The sequence below is a fragment of the Stenotrophomonas sp. 1L-E-5-B-C3 genome (assembly GCF_057292075.1).
This window is the reverse complement of the sequence record NZ_JBXAWS010000005.1, coordinates 180,742-194,376: the sequence shown is the minus strand read 5'-3', so window position 1 is coordinate 194,376 and position 13,635 is coordinate 180,742. Positions and strand designations below refer to the sequence as shown.

General features: G+C 63.6%; 14 protein-coding genes. 5 read left to right on the top strand and 9 right to left on the bottom strand.

Going from position 1 to position 13,635, the window contains the following annotated elements; translation table 11 throughout:
• Nucleotides 1-141: 141 nt before the first annotated feature.
• From AC0Z6F_RS08790 to AC0Z6F_RS08765, 6 genes are all read right to left on the bottom strand, one after another.
• Nucleotides 142-834 carry a glycosyltransferase gene (locus AC0Z6F_RS08790; protein WP_197581173.1) on the bottom strand — a complete coding sequence of 231 codons (693 nt, stop codon included), beginning with the start codon at nucleotides 832-834 and terminating at the stop codon, nucleotides 142-144.
• Nucleotides 831-1,418 carry a class I SAM-dependent DNA methyltransferase gene (locus tag AC0Z6F_RS08785; protein ID WP_485617074.1) on the bottom strand — a complete coding sequence of 196 codons (588 nt, stop codon included), beginning with the start codon at nucleotides 1,416-1,418 and terminating at the stop codon, nucleotides 831-833. Before AC0Z6F_RS08785 ends, AC0Z6F_RS08790 begins: the two co-directional genes overlap by 4 nt.
• Nucleotides 1,415-2,173: a PIG-L family deacetylase gene (locus AC0Z6F_RS08780; RefSeq protein ID WP_197581179.1), complete on the bottom strand. Its 759-nt coding sequence runs from the start codon at nucleotides 2,171-2,173 to the stop codon at nucleotides 1,415-1,417. The genes AC0Z6F_RS08785 and AC0Z6F_RS08780 overlap by 4 nt, the downstream gene beginning before the upstream one ends.
• Nucleotides 2,161-3,102 (bottom strand): acyl-CoA dehydrogenase, encoded by a 942-nt coding sequence (locus tag AC0Z6F_RS08775; protein ID WP_485617073.1) that lies wholly within the window; start codon nucleotides 3,100-3,102, stop codon nucleotides 2,161-2,163. Before AC0Z6F_RS08775 ends, AC0Z6F_RS08780 begins: the two co-directional genes overlap by 13 nt.
• A gap of 102 nt (nucleotides 3,103-3,204) precedes the next feature.
• Nucleotides 3,205-3,711, bottom strand: a complete 507-nt coding sequence (locus AC0Z6F_RS08770; protein ID WP_197581185.1) for a hypothetical protein — start codon at nucleotides 3,709-3,711, stop codon at nucleotides 3,205-3,207.
• Nucleotides 3,712-3,721: 10 nt separating this feature from the next.
• Nucleotides 3,722-4,885 carry a zinc-dependent alcohol dehydrogenase gene (locus AC0Z6F_RS08765; protein WP_485617072.1) on the bottom strand — a complete coding sequence of 388 codons (1,164 nt, stop codon included), beginning with the start codon at nucleotides 4,883-4,885 and terminating at the stop codon, nucleotides 3,722-3,724.
• A 148-nt stretch (nucleotides 4,886-5,033) separates the two neighbouring features.
• On the opposite strand from AC0Z6F_RS08765, the gene AC0Z6F_RS08760 reads away from it, so the two are divergent.
• From AC0Z6F_RS08760 to AC0Z6F_RS08750, 3 genes are all read left to right on the top strand, one after another.
• A complete protein-coding gene (locus tag AC0Z6F_RS08760) occupies nucleotides 5,034-5,222 on the top strand; it encodes a hypothetical protein (RefSeq protein ID WP_081352294.1) in 189 nt (62 codons plus the stop codon).
• Nucleotides 5,223-5,322: 100 nt separating this feature from the next.
• The gene (locus AC0Z6F_RS08755; protein WP_197581191.1) at nucleotides 5,323-5,961 is read left to right on the top strand and encodes a DUF6766 family protein; all 639 of its coding nucleotides are present in this window, start codon (nucleotides 5,323-5,325) and stop codon (nucleotides 5,959-5,961) included.
• A gap of 3 nt (nucleotides 5,962-5,964) precedes the next feature.
• On the top strand, nucleotides 5,965-6,516 hold the full coding sequence (locus AC0Z6F_RS08750; protein ID WP_485617071.1) for a cysteine hydrolase family protein: 552 nt from the start codon (nucleotides 5,965-5,967) through the stop codon (nucleotides 6,514-6,516).
• A 24-nt stretch (nucleotides 6,517-6,540) separates the two neighbouring features.
• On the opposite strand, the gene AC0Z6F_RS08745 is transcribed toward AC0Z6F_RS08750, so the two are convergent.
• The 3 genes from AC0Z6F_RS08745 to AC0Z6F_RS08735 all read right to left on the bottom strand — a co-directional run bounded on the left by AC0Z6F_RS08745 (nucleotide 6,541) and on the right by AC0Z6F_RS08735 (nucleotide 9,224).
• Nucleotides 6,541-6,774, bottom strand: a complete 234-nt coding sequence (locus tag AC0Z6F_RS08745; RefSeq protein ID WP_197581196.1) for a hypothetical protein — start codon at nucleotides 6,772-6,774, stop codon at nucleotides 6,541-6,543.
• Nucleotides 6,775-7,372: 598 nt separating this feature from the next.
• Nucleotides 7,373-7,915, bottom strand: coding sequence for a LysR family transcriptional regulator (locus tag AC0Z6F_RS08740; RefSeq protein WP_485617070.1), 543 nt, complete (start codon nucleotides 7,913-7,915; stop codon nucleotides 7,373-7,375).
• Between the two features lie 118 nt (nucleotides 7,916-8,033).
• Nucleotides 8,034-9,224 (bottom strand): AraC family transcriptional regulator, encoded by a 1,191-nt coding sequence (locus AC0Z6F_RS08735; RefSeq protein ID WP_485617069.1) that lies wholly within the window; start codon nucleotides 9,222-9,224, stop codon nucleotides 8,034-8,036.
• Between the two features lie 276 nt (nucleotides 9,225-9,500).
• Here AC0Z6F_RS08735 and AC0Z6F_RS08730 point away from each other — a divergent pair, with 276 nt between their 5' ends.
• Nucleotides 9,501-10,589, top strand: a complete 1,089-nt coding sequence (locus AC0Z6F_RS08730) for an efflux RND transporter periplasmic adaptor subunit (protein ID WP_223276796.1) — start codon at nucleotides 9,501-9,503, stop codon at nucleotides 10,587-10,589.
• A complete protein-coding gene (locus tag AC0Z6F_RS08725) occupies nucleotides 10,586-13,633 on the top strand; it encodes an efflux RND transporter permease subunit (RefSeq protein WP_485617068.1) in 3,048 nt (1,015 codons plus the stop codon). Before AC0Z6F_RS08730 ends, AC0Z6F_RS08725 begins: the two co-directional genes overlap by 4 nt.
• Nucleotides 13,634-13,635 lie beyond the last annotated feature (2 nt).

Here is a 13,635-nt window from a genome sequence, read left to right as displayed (position 1 = left end):
TCCCGGCCGCTCAATCTAAGACCGGCGTCGTTGAGAGACCGTAAACGCCAAACGTGAATTGGTCACATATTGCCCGGTGAACGGAGGAGTTTCACAGAATTTCCGGTGCATCCCGCCACGGCGTGCCGAAACGGCTGATTTTCAAGCCAACAGGATCGGCTGGCCCGCCGCCGACGCGGCGCCCGCCCCTCCCATCTCCGCCAGGTAGGCGGAAAACCCGCCTGTCGCACGCCCTGCCAGGCGCGCACTGGTCATGACGAGCGGCGCACCAGCCCATCGCACATCAGCACCGAGACGCTGCAATGTCCTCACCAGCTGGACGTCCTCTCCGCAGTGCAGTGGCGCAAAGCCGCCTGCCGCAAGGTAGGCCTGGGCGGAAACGCCCAGGTTTGCACCGTGGATACGCCCATGATCGTCCCCCCATTGCTGCCGCCTCCGAAACGCCTTGCGCAGGCGCTCCTCGGCACTGCAGGTCGTTGCGATGTCCACCAGCCCGCAGAAGACGTCCTGGCGTCCCTCAAGCTGGGCGACCAGCCACTCAGGAGGTACCTCGCTGTCCGCGTCCGTGCTCGCAAGCCATCTTGCGCCCCGGCCCAGCAGCTCGGCGGCGGCTGCGGCCCGGGCAGTGCCGACGCAGCGTGCATGCAGCCGCAGCGTATCGACCCGTTGTTGGCCGCAGATGGATTCCGTGGCGTCCGAACAATCGTCCAGCGCAACAATCACCTCCACCGCTTCGCCGCCCAGGGCAGAATCCAGGGCCGCCCTCCTGATCGATTGCAGGCAACGTTCCATGCTGGTTGCTTCGTTGTGGGCCGGAACCAGGACGCCTATCACCGCAGGCCCTCCTGTTGGGCCAACGACAACGCACCACGCGTCCACCCCTGCAGTACGAAGTCCGCGTCGCGGTAGTGGAAGGCTTCCTGCAGGCCCTCACCCAGGCATCGATGCACCACCTCGGTGCGGCTCGCGCGCCCCGGGAAGGAGGGCAACCAATGGCAGGCGACCAGCAGGCCGTCATCGCGAAGTGCTTCATCGATACCGCCGCGCAGCTCGCGCAGTGCGCCTGCCGCCAGGTAGTAGCCTATTTCACCGCAGACGATCAGGTCGTAGCGACCTGGCGGCCATTGCTCGGGATGGCTGGCGCAATGAACCTGCACATGCGGCAGATGGGCCAGGTTGCGGCGCGCCTGGAACACCGCGCGCGGGCTGATGTCGGTCGCCAGCAGGCGCTCGCAGCGATCGGCCAAGGCCTCGGTCAAAACGCCATTGGAGCATCCCAGCTCCCAGCCACGGTGGAACTGGCGTTGGCTCAGGCTTGCCAGCAGCAGCGCACGCTTGCGTTCTTCATACCATCGGCTGCGATAGCCGAATGGATCCTCCTGCTCATGCAGTTCATCGAAGTACGGTTGCGCGCTCATGCCAGGAATACCTCGTAGTTTCGAAAGAATCGGGTCAGTACATGCGCGGGCAGCACCGGCGGGCTGTTCAAGTCCGGCACGTCGCCCGTCTGCGTCCGGAAATGCGCAATCGCGTTTCGCTTTGCGGCCGCCACTGCTGAAATGTCGATCAGTCTGGGAACCTCCCACGCCATATGTGCGCAGGCAGGGTCCAGCCAGTGCCACCCCCACACCGGGTACTCCAATCGGCGGCAGCCAACCGCCCTTGCTGCGCGGCAGGCAGCACGCCCTGCCGCTTCATGATCGGGATGGCCATCAAACCGCCATGGCGCCAGGACCAGGTCGCGCGGCTGCAGATGCTGCTGCAGCCAGCCTTCCAGGCACTGTTCGTGCGCGCCGACCGCGCCGTCGGCGATACCGAGGTGAAATACGGAGCCGGCCGGAATGCCGAGTTCGCCCAATGCCGCGGCAAGCTCCGTTCGACGCGCTGATCGCAGGCGTTCGGGCGTCCACCACGGCTCGCCCGGATAGCATGCTTCCCCGTCGGTCACGGCAACGACACTCACATCGATACCCTGCCCCACAGCGTGATGCAGCAGTCCGCCACAGCCGAGGATTTCGTCGTCCGGATGCGGCGCGACCACCACCATGCGGTCATGCCCGGTCCACAGCGCGCTTGCAGGTGTGATCGGCTGCTGGCGGAGCCAATGGCAGCGCAGCCATGCCTGCTCCTGGGTTCCTTCGCCCTGCAGCGGTGCTTTGGCTACAGCGCCCATGTCGCCTCCCGGGCCGCCCGCTGACCACCCAGCCATTCCCAATCGCGGTCGGCGTGGTTCTGGCGAAGGAACACGGTCAGGTCCGCGCAGCGGCGGGCATGGGCATCTTCCAGGCACATCGGGGCCGGGCCCAGCGCCCGACCCGCCAGATCCAGCACGCGCGTACCCGCACGCTCGACCACGCAACGCACCCGCACCACGTCCTCGCGATGTGCCGATTCGGGCTCGGCATCGACGCGGGCCGCCAGCTCGCGAAGCAGCGCCGCAGCCGGGGCCAACGCGAGATCCACTTCACCCAGTAGACGGGCGCGATTGCCCTCGGTGCAGGCCGGTCGCATGCGCTCGGCCAATGCAGCCGCTGCGCCAAACCAGACCGCCGCGATGCCGGCCCCGCCGTGCCAGAAACCGGGGCGCTGCAGGTAATCATCACGCGCCCCCAGGATCACCATCGGTGCACCGTCAAAGCGCACCGTGGTGGATGGGATTCCGGCCATGCCAACGGCAGGCCATGGATCACCTGCGAGTGTGTGCCAATGTTCTGCGGCCACATGGCATAGCCACACGCCATGCGCATTGCGAAACGTTACCAGTGCCGCATCCACCCATGCGCTGCCGGAACACCAGGGTTTGTCACCGTACAGGCCACCGCCAGCATCGATGCGAACGGTATTGGCCGGCCCCTCTGCAGCCCACACGGCCAGCAATTGGTCTTCGGCAACGGCTGGAGCCTTCAGCTCTGCAATAATCGCCTGGGCGTCATAGTGGGCCTCCAGTACCTTGGCCAGGCAGAGATCTTCTGCCCCCAAGGCTGCCAGCGCCTGCCAGCGCTGCAGCGTCTGGCCGCTGCCGGGCAAAGGCAATGCAGGCTGCTGAACCAGTACCTGGTGTGCGCGGTTGAACAACGGAGAAGGCGGCGTCACATCCTGCATGTGCGGGTCTGCAATGGAGATACGTCATGAACGTAGCCGCTTGGCGGTCACATGACTGTCTTGGAGGTGTGGCGGGCACATGAATACCCAGCACCGTAATCCTCACGCACTCGTCTGCGTGCGTTGCTCTCTTGCACGCACGCACTGCCCCAGCTCCCACAGCCAAGGCAGCACCACCAGCACCAGCGCCGGCAGCAGAACGAGCCACCAGACCTCCAGCGCTGCAGGATCTACGCTCAACGACCACCGCGGCTGCGCGTCCCAGCCGACCCAGCCCAGCAGAACCCAAGGCGCGGCATCGAGCACGCTGTGCGCGTGCTGCTCCGCTGGACTGATGCGCCGGCGACCGTCCGCGCTGACCGTATCGAAGTAGCCGGCGATTGCGTGTGCGATGACCAGAAGCGCCAGAAGCGCGACGAGTGACCGAGTGTTCTCCAGCAGGAGCCATGCCAGCACGCCGCTGCCAATCAGCAGGAGCTGCAGTCCGTGCAGTACGCTTTCCCGCAACGCGGAGGTGTGCGGCAGATCGGTCCGCCGGTGCAAGTGGAAGTCGAGCCAACCGGCGGCCAACCAGAGCGCATAGACACATGCCATAACGATCGCGCTCATGGCGGCATGCTCAGGGTGTCAATACGATCTTGCGGCAGTCGTCGTCCTTGGCGTCAAACATCGCGTAGCCCTGCGCCGCATCGGCCAGTCGCATCCTGTGCGAGATGATGTCACCCGGGTCCAGCTTTCCTTCCATGATTGCGTCGAGCAGTTCCGGCATCAGTCCCTGCACGTGGGTCTGCCCCATCTTGAATGTCAACCCCTTGTCGAACGCATCGCCCAACAGGAAAGCATGGATGAAGCCCGCGTAGACACCTGGAATACTGACCACGCCACCGCGGCGAGCAGCTGCAATACATTGCCGGATCGCGACGCCGCTGCTGCCTTCCAGCTTTACAGCCGTCAACGCCGACTCCAGCGCACTGCCCTCGGCCTCGAAACCTACCGCCTCGATGCAGGCGTCCACGCCCCGCCCACTGGTCTGGGCAAGGATGTAATCAGCTGGGTCTTCGGTCTCGTTGAAGTCGATGGGCGTCACACCGTAAGCACGGCGCGCGTAGTCCAGGCGGTAACGAAGATGGTCGACCATGAAGATGGTTTCCGCCCCCAGCAGCCGGCAGCAGGCCGCGCTCATCAGCCCGACCGGGCCCGCACCGAAGATGGCCACTGTCGAGCCCGGCTTCACCCCTGCGTTCAGCGCGGCCTGGTAGCCGGTGGGGAGGATGTCAGACAGGAACAGGACCTGCTCGTCGGCCACGCCTTCCGGAATCCGTAGCGGGCCCACATTCGCCTTGGGCACGCGCACGAACTCCGCTTGGCCACCAGCAACCCCGCCATACAGATGGCTGTATCCGAACAGCGCGGCCGGCGGCAGAAGGCCCTTCTGATTCAGCGCGGCGCCCTTGCCGGTATTGGTGGTTTCGCAAGCGGCATACTCGGCCAGCCGACAATGGAAGCACTCACCACAGGCGATCACGAAGGGAATCACCACCCGATTCCCCGCCTTCACCTCGGTCACCCCGCTGCCGACCTCTTCCACGATGCCCATGAATTCGTGGCCCAGCACATCGCCGTCGTGCAGATCGGGAATCTTGCCCCGATACAGATGCAGGTCCGAGCCACAGATGGCGGTAGCGGTAACACGTAGGATCAGGTCGTCGTCAGCCGCCAGTACCGGGTCGGGCACGGTCTCGACGCGTACATCCTTGCGGCCGTGGTAGGTCAATGCCTGCATTGTGCTTCTCCGGGAAGTGGGGGTTCCAGCATCGCAACACCCCCCTCCCCCTGCGGTGACATTGCAGTGTGCGTGGTGTTCATTCCGCGACGTCACCGCGTTAACCGGGCGCGTCGCACGCTTCAACCTCCTGCTGCAGGAGCAACCCATGACCGACAAGCTTCCCTTCAATCCGACCACGGACGTGGATGATCAGTCGAAGGCACATACGCCTGACAAGCGGCGCAATGATCGAGCCAAATGGAAGGAACACGACATGCCCGACGATGGCGATGGCCCCAAGGCTGTACCCGAGGACTACGAGCGTCCTGATCCCGATCCAACAGGGAAGCGTTGAGGCCACATCACATTCTGGATGCGCAGCAATCACGATTCATGGCGCTGCGACCGCGCAAGCTTCCTGCATGGTCTTTGGAACAGCCTGAACGAGGTGTTGCATGTGGAAACGCAACGGTCTCTCGCTGATGCTGCTCGTGCTCACCATCGTATTCATTGGTGGGCAGGCAATTGCGGGACATCACGTGCACAACCAGGAGCTGATGCAGCACGGACGCACGCCGATCGATCTTTGGCACTACCTGGCGACCGGGCATTTCGTCAGCGCCACATTTGAGAACTGGGAGAGCGAATTCCTGCAGATGGGGATGTATGTTCTTCTGACCGTCAGCCTGCGCCAGCGTGGTTCGGCCGAATCGCGGCCCCTGGACCCTGCGCAGGAACAGAATCGCGTCGAGCCGGGGCCCACGCCCTGGCCCGTGAGGCGTGGTGGCGCATGGAAGGTCATCTATGGCCATTCCCTTGCGATTGCCTTCGGCCTGTTGTTCCTGACCAGCTTTACGCTGCATGCATTGGGAAGCTGGCGAGCCGAACAAGCCGAGCAGGAGCTGCAATGCCTGCCAGTGCCGGGCTTTCTCGATCACTTGGCGAGCAGCACGTTCTGGTTCGAATCCATGCAGAACTGGCAAAGCGAGTTTCTGGCCGTGCTGTCTCTGGTTGTGCTGACGATCTTCCTGCGGCAAAAGGATTCGCCACAGTCCAAGCCGGTGGAAGCGCCGCATGCCCAGACAGGAGATTGAGACATGGCACGCCCCCCTTCTACTGCCCTGCTGATCATCGACATGTTCAGTCGTTTCGACTTCCCAGATGCAGACGCGCTGGCGCCAGCGGCAGAGAAAGCGGCCCGGCAGATCCGGCGCCTCAGAGATCACTTCGATGACCAGAAGTGGCCAGTCATCTATGCCAATGACAACTTCTCAGATTGGAAGCGGGATTTCCGCCAGCAAGTGGAGCAGTGCCAGCGGGACGGGGGTACGGCTGCGCGAATTGCCACAGCCCTTTCACCCCTGCCCGGCCACTATTTCGTGCTCAAGCCAAAACACTCCGCGTTCCTGGCCAGTCCCTTGCCGATTCTGCTGGCCAAACTGGGGGTGCGCCGTCTTTGGCTCAGTGGCATGACGGCCGATTCGTGTGTCCTTGCTACGGCGCTGGACGCCAACGCGAGGGAGTTCGAGGTCGTGGTGGCATTGGAAGCTGTGGCGGCGATGCCCTCCCAGAAACGGCGTGCACTGGCGGTGCTTGCGGACTCGGGCGCAGCCCGCGTCGCTCGACTTTCGTCGCTGGTCTCTGCGTAATCGGCAGGATCGACCATAGGCCACTCAGGCCCGGTCCGCTATACCCTGTACGCCGGCATGACCGGCGCAGTGTGCACAGCAGAAGATCTGGCCCTTTCCTTCAACGCCATGCCCGATAATCACGCAATCGCAATGTGCGCAGCGCGGCGCGAACGCATGGATCGCGCACTCGAACGAATCGAAGGTTCCACTGCGCCCTCCTTGCTGCAGGGTGAAGCTCTTGTCGTAGTCGTTGCCGCAGACATCACAGGTGGCCATGTGGCACCTCTTCGTGCGTAAGGGGGTGCAGTGTGGTGAGCGCGGGTGTCGGTGGCCGTGAACGGGGCGTGTCTGGAACGTCCAGAATGCGCTTGCAAGGTGCTCCTGAAACTGCCTCGCTCAATTGACGGGCGGGCTGTCCAGGCGTGCGTTTTGCCTGGTCAAACTCTTGCCGCACTCTGCATCGGTTGGTCGGTGCATTGCGTGATCTGCCGGCTGCAGCACACCTTTACATGCGATACATGCTTCCCGCGCTGTTTGCCGCTGCCCTTTCAATGTGGCTGGCCATTCCGGGTCCTGCGACCATGGCCAGCGCATCTCTCATTGGGTCAGACGCCTTGGCGCACTCAGTGCGGATGCGGCACATTTCCGGATCGTTGGCGAAGAGCCCGCACGCGAGGGGCCGGCTGCAGAAGGTGCAGCTGGATCTGAGCCCGGCGCCGCGGCAGCTGCTGGGTGCCTACAGCCACCGCCACTCGGTCAGCGCCCGGGTTCGGGCCCTGCTGGAGTTCATCCAGGCTCGGCTGCAAGGCGGTGACCATGTTCCAGTGCGCCCATCACGTCTGTGATGCCGAGCGGTCATCGACGCAGCATCGACCTAAATCCGTAATGCCTCCAGCACCAGACGGAACGCCGGGGAGGGCTGCCGTCGACTGGGGTAATACAGCTGATAGCCAGGGAACAGCGGGCACCAGTCCCCCAGCACCCGCACCAGGCGGCCGCTTTCCAGATGGGGTGCCAGCTCATCAACGGGCAGATGCACCAGGCCCAGGCCGTCAAGCGCGGCATCGACCATGTGCGGTGACGTGCTGAACACCAGCGGGCCATCCACGCGCACATTGATCTCGCGACCCTTCTTCTCGTACTCCCACACATACAGTCCACCGCTGGTGGGAAGGCGGATGTTGATGCATCGGTGACCGGTCAGATCACCTGGCACCTTCGGCATTCCGCGTGCAGCGAAGTATGCCGGAGTCGCCGCAGTGGCCATGCGCAGGCGCTCGCCGGCGGTGGTCGGCGAAACGCTGCGCGTCGTGCGGGTCAGCAGCCGGATTCCCAAGCTCTCTTCCAGGGTCTTGATGGCCTGGCTCAGTGCGGACTGGGTGACCCCCAGCACGCCCGCCGTGCGGGTGAAGGCCAAGCGCGGTGGGCGCCATAGCGCATGCACCACGGAGGCCGTGCAGGCAGCCCCGACGTCATTGGGTGGCCAGGTCTCTACCGATAGTTACCCGCCGTGCTGGAACCAAGGTGGATGCTGTCTACCTGGATTCCCGGAACTCGGTTGGCAGGCAACCTGCCCAACGCTTGAATGCGCGGCGGAATGCACGAGCGTCGGAATATCCAACCGCGTCTGCAATTTCGGCGATGCTCAACTCTGAGTTCAGCAGGAGATCGCGGGCGCGTTCATATCGCGCTTCGTCCCGAATCTCCCGATAGCTGGAATCCTGGCGGCTCAGGCGGCGGCGGAGCGTTCTTTCGCTGACATTGATCAGGCTCGCAAGTTCACTCTGCTTGGTCGTTGCCTCGATATCACATCGAAGATGGCTCGACAGGGATTCAACAATCTCATTGCGGCCCCCTCGCGTTGGAAGAAGTGAATCCAGCTGCTCTCGGACAATTCTTGAATTGACCCGATCGAAACCGGGCAAGCGCGCGCTCAGCCAATGCGAGTCTATGGTCAGGCGATTGACGCCAGCATCGAAGCGGACAGGGCACTGGAAGAACCGTCGATGGACTTCAGGATCAGAGGGTTTGGGGAGGGAGAAATCAACCCTGAGTGGCGCGAATGATGGTCCAACCACGTATCTGCTGACCGCAACGAAGCCGGCGAACGCGTCCTCGACCAGCACCGACTCCAGTTGAATGTCGAATCGTTTGAACCGGACTTCCATTCTCACTTCCCTTCCCACCTCCTCCACCGTGTGGATCAGCATCGAGCCGATGGCCTGCTGATGGGTGAGGCCGTACGTCAGTGCATCGCCGTAGGTCTCGCAGGTGAGCATTGCCAATCCGGGTACGCCCCATGAAATGGGCGTCTGTCTGGCCCCCAGTGCCAGGCCCAGCGCAGGTTCGCCCAGCAAACGCTCAGCCCGCATGAACAACTGGCGCATCTGCCGGTAGGACAGCCTCACGTCTCTCATTGATAGATCGCGATAAGTGAAGCCGAGCCCGCGGCATAGCTCTTCCGGGGAGAACCCCCGGTCCTCGACCAAGCCGAGGATTGCCCTCGCCCCGGTAGGCACTATCTCGGCAATCTGCGATTCGCTTGCGGCGTTTGGATCTTCAGAAGCGTGGAGACCGACAGCATCCAGCGCGGGATCCTCGCCGGTGGCAGGCCAGTCCTTGAACGCCGGCAGATTCTTGGGGATAGGGGCCATCACGTATTCGAAAGGCAGTGCGACGCCTACATAGTCGGGCCGCGAGGGGACCTGTTTCAACGTGGCGGACACATTCTGGCCTTTTGGGTCCCCTGCCCGTCCTCCGATGTCCCCCTGAGGGCACCGACAGTAACGACGCCCTCACGTCGCTGACCAGATTCAGGCAGGGCATCTCATGCGACGAGGGATCACCAAGCGCGCCATCTGTCCCAGTTGACCTGTTTGAGCCCCAGCGTGTCCACAACTGTCCTGTTCGGGGTGCAGGTGTCCCCCTAAATTTACGCCGCCTGCAGACCCGGCGGCACCGAACCGGTCTGTGGAACCGACCACCCCTACAAGGAATCGAACGTGAAAACCCATATGACCTGGTCATTGGTGCCTCGTCTCAGCGCGCTGGCCATTGCCCTGTCCGCGATGACGGGATGTTCCGATACACCAGAGAGCGGGACGGCAGAAGCCCGCACCGCGTATGTCGCCTCCGTTCGACAGGCTGCTGGCGATCAGCGCGCTTACATCGGCACCGTGCGTGCCACGCAGCGAGGACAGCTGTCCTTCCCGGTCTCCGGAAAGGTCTCCGCGGTACTTGTTGAACCGGGTGACGTTGTACGCAAGGGACAGGTACTTGCTCGACTGGACCCGGTCCCCTTTGCAGCGCAGGAGGCGTCCGCTGCCGGCGACGTCGCACGCGCGCAGGCCGCACTGGACGAGGTCCAGCGACGCGTCGAGCGACTGGATGTTGCGCAGAAGGCTGATGCGCTAAGCCCGGCGGAGATGACCGCCGCGAAGGCCGAACTGGCGGCTGCCAATGCGGCTGTCCGCAATGCCCGCGCGCAGCACGAGCTCGCCGGCTGGTCACAAGGGGAAGCCACGCTGAAGGCAACGTTTGACGGAGTCGTGGCTGCCCGAAACGTTGAAGTTGGACAGTCCGTGGGCCCGGGCGCTGTCGCCATCCAGGTCGATGGTGCGGGCCGCGAGCTGTCTGTCGCGATTCCGGGCACTGCTCCCCTGGCTGTTGGGCAGGTGGTCAACCTGATCAGCGGCTCGGACACCGTGGCGAGCAAGGTGCTCCGTGTCGACGGCCGCGTTGATGCTGGCGGCGTGCGTACCGCATATATCGCAGTGCCCGAGGCGGCGACCGTGGGCTCGACCTGGTCGGTCCGGATCACAGGAACGGATACAGGCCCAGCCAGGCTTCAAGTGCCATTTCGGGCTGTTCTGCCGTCTGCCGTTGGCGGCAAGGGCCAGGTGCTTCGGCTGGCAAAGGACGGCAAGACGACCGAGCTGGCGGAGGTAGATCTGGGTCAGTATCACGGTGACTGGATCGAGGTGAGCGGGCAGATTTCCGCCGGTCAGCGCGTCGTGGTTGCGGGTGCCAAGGCCATCCGCCCGGGCACGCAGATCAAGCCTGTCGACATGAAGATGGGATCAGAACAATGAGCCTCTCGTCATTCTCATTGGCGCGTCCCCGCCTGACCCTGCTGGCGATCGTAGCGATCGTCCTCACCGGCCTCATTCTGGCGCTCGACTTCCCGTCCACTGAAGAGCCCCCCATCACCATTCGCACGGCGACGGTACTCAGCTTCATGCCGGGCGCCGGCGTGGACCGGGTCGAGCAGCTGGTCGCTCGCCCGATCGAGGAGAGCATTCGTGGCATGCCGGAGGTCAAGCGGATCCGGACGACTGTCCGTCCAGGCTTTGCGTTCACCTACGTTGATCTTTACCCCACCGTGGAATCGGAGAAGATTCCCATCGTGTGGCAACGGTTGCGCTCACGCATGGGGGACATCCAGAGCCAGCTTCCCGAGGGAACGATTGGCCCGGTCGTGGACGACGAATTCGGTCGGGTTGCGGTGATGACCATGGGCCTGACCGGCGATGGCTATAACGCAGGCGAGCTTCGGGCAGAAGCCCGCCGCCTGCGCGATGAGTTGTTCCGGCTGCCCGGGGTCGAGCGTGTCTCGCTGCACGGCGTGAGGGACGAGCAGGTCCAGATCATCCTGGACGTGCCTTCCCTGGCTGCGCGTGGGCTCAACCCCAATGTGATTGCCGATGCGGTTTCCAGGCGCAATGTGATTGCGCCGGCGGGCTACGTCGAGATCGGAGGTTCGGAGATCACGCTCAACGTGAGCGGTGACGCCGACAACCCCTCCCAGCTGAAGAGCACGCCGATTCCGCTGCCGAGGGGTGGCTCGGTGCCCCTGGGCGCCCTTGCGCGAGTGGAACGGGTCACCCAGGACCCGCCGATGACCGGTGCATTCGTCAATGGCACGCCGGCCGTGGTGATAGCGGTCTCCATGGCACCGGGACTCAACGTGGTGAGCTTCGCCGATCTGCTGCGAGGCGATGTTGAACGGCTTTCGGAAACGCTGCCGGCCGGCATGCAGCTTGTCCAGATCACGGATCAGGCCGAGGTTGTTTCCACCCAGCTGCTGCGCGTTGCCAAGGTTTTCCTGGAAACCCTGGCCATCGTCATGGCGGTCGTCGTCCTGTTCCTTGGAATGAGGACCGGCCTGATCGTCAGCGCCATCGTACCGACCACGGTGCTGGGGACAATGGCAATCATGAAGATCCTGAACATCGATCTGCACATGATCTCGGTGGGTGCAATCATCATTGCCCTGGGCTTGTTCGTTGACAACGCGATCGTGGTTGCCGAAGACATGGAGCGGCGGCTTTCGCTGGGTGAGACGCCGGACCAGGCTGCCGCTCACGCAGGCAGCACGATGTTCGTGCCGCTTCTGGTTTCTTCGCTGGCGATCATCCTCGCGTTCATGCCGCTGGCCATCTCCAGCACGGAAACCGGTGAGTATCTGCGCAGTCTCGGCATCGTGATGGCCATCGCCCTGCTGTTGTCGCTGGTCATCGGCGTTACCCTGATTCCGCTGCTGTGCAAGCACTTTGCCCATCACCATGCCGAACTCAGCCGCACCGCACGCGCGGTCGAGCGGCTGACGGGCTGGTACCGTGGCAAGGTCCGCTGGATCCTCGGGCACAAGGCCATCTACATCGGTGTAATGGTTGCGCTGCTGGCAACCTCCGGCTGGCTGTTCACCACCGTCCCCAACGAGCTGATGCCGCCGTCCGAGCGCCATCAGCTGCAGATGGCCATCGAGCTGTCCCCGGATTCCAGCCCGGCCAATACGATGGCGGTTGCTCACCAGATCAGCAAGGTACTGGCCGACGAGAAGCTCGTTCCGGAGATCTCCAGCCACGCCCTGTACATGGGCGATGGTGGCCCACGCTTCATTCTGGCACTGAATCCCCCTACTCCCGCAGGACACCGCGCGTATGCCGTGCTGTCCCTTGCGAAGGGCGTCAAGCATGAAGCGGCCATTGAGCGGCTGCGTTCTGTGATGGCAACACACTTCCCGGATGTGCGGGTGGAGCCCAAGCGGTTCTCGATGGGGTCTTCGGATGCCGGCGTTGCGACGTTCCGCATCTCCAGCAGCGACGGCGCACATCGGATTGCCGCCGAGAAGCTGCTGCGCACGCTGCAGGACACGCCGGGGATGGTGGATGTATCCAGCGATGCCGAACGCCAGGTCGTCCAGCTTGATGTGGACGTCGATCAGCCCAAGGCCCAGGCCGCAGGCATCAGCAGCGCGGACATCGCCAAGAGCATGGACATGCTGCTGACCGGCGCAACGATCTCCCGTTATCGTGAGGGCGACACCGTTCTCCCGGTCATCCTCCGCGGAGAGGCGGCACTGCGCACGGATATCGGCCAGCTTGAGGCACTCCCGATCCAGAAGGCGGATGGCAGCGGAAGCGTGCCGCTGGGCCAGGTGGCCAAGCTTCGGTTGGCGCCGCAGCTGTCTTCAATCCAGCGAGTGAATCAGGCGCGGGCGGTCACCGTGCTTGCAAAGAGCTCCGAGCTGACGGCCCAGGGGATCGCGGACAAGGTCGAGCCACTTCTTTCCGAATTCCGCAAGCAGGGCGTGCGGGTTGAACTCGGTGGCGAGATCGAGGAAAGCAAGAGTGCCAACGAAGGCATCGAGAAGCTGCTCCCGCTCTGCCTTGCTGCCATGTTCCTGTTGTTCGTATGGCAGTTCGAGAGCATCCGCAAGAGCGTGATCGTCCTGGCGAGCATTCCGTTCGTGGTCATCGGCGCGACCTTGGCACTCAAGCTGAGTGGCACCAGCCTGACCTTCATCGGAACACTGGGGCTGCTCGCACTTGCCGGCATCATCGTCAACAACGCGATTTTGCTCATCGATGCGATCGACGAAGGCCAGCGCGATGGCTTGCCCCCTCTCCAGGCCATTGAAGAGGCTGCGGCAAAGCGCCTGCGCCCCATCGTGATGACCAAGATGGTCTGCATTCTCGGCCTTGTCCCGCTGCTGCTGTTTGGCGGTTCCATGTGGACCAGCATGTCGATCGTGATGATCGGCGGCCTCGCCCTTGGAACGCTGATCACGCTGGGTCTCATTCCAGCGCTGTATGCCGCGCTCTACCGCATTCACCCGACCGAGGAGGCATGATC